Origin of the sequence: Microbacterium sp. BF1, assembly GCF_019279095.1 — a bacterium.
Classification (GTDB): Bacteria; Actinomycetota; Actinomycetes; order Actinomycetales; family Microbacteriaceae; genus Microbacterium; species Microbacterium maritypicum.
The window spans coordinates 1-640 of sequence record NZ_JAGYWT010000815.1; the positions used below are offsets into that span (position 1 = coordinate 1).

Genomic DNA, 640 nt, shown 5'->3' on the forward strand with positions numbered 1-640 from the left:
GGCCGAGGGGATGTTCCCGACGACGGCCTGCCAACGGATGCGGACGAGCCCGAGCTCGCCGAAGCCCCAGTCGAGCACCGCGCGGGCGGCCTCCGTGAGATACCCCCGGCCCCGGGTGTCGGCCGTCACCCAGTAGCCGAGCTCGGCGGCAGCGCCCGTGAAGTGGTCGGCGATGTTGTGCAGACCGATCATGCCCACGAGCAGGTCGTCGGCGTACATCGCCCAGACGACCTCCGAGCCGTCGGCCCACCACCCCGCGATGAGACGCACGAACTCCTCGGCGTCCTCGCGTGCATACGGGCTCGGCACCGTGGTCCAGCGCCCGATCTCCGGGTCCTGGCAGGCGACGGTGATCGCATCGATGTCGCCCTCCGTCGGGGGGCGCAGGACGAGGCGTTCGGTGGTGAGGGCGACGGAATCCATCCCGACAGCCTATTGAGGTGCGCACCCGTGGCAGGGGCAGCGGCCGGAGTGTCCGTGGGCGCGACTAGTCTTATCTGGTGACTGTTCCGGGGATTCTGCGCGCCTTGGAAGAGGCGTCTCTGTACCGTGACGCCCTCAGCTGGGCGCGCACCGATGCCGACCTCGGCCTGGTCGACGGGCTCGATGCCCCGGCGCTCGCCGGCCTGCTCGAGAAGCG

Annotated in this window: 1 protein-coding gene; it reads right to left on the minus strand. The window is 70.6% G+C overall.

Features of this window, described 5'->3' with window-relative positions; genetic code table 11:
- Positions 1–423, minus strand: a 423-nt coding sequence (locus KZA10_RS16965; protein ID WP_218683488.1) for a GNAT family N-acetyltransferase, incomplete at its 3' end; no start/stop codon positions are given.
- Positions 424–640: the final 217 nt, after the last annotated feature.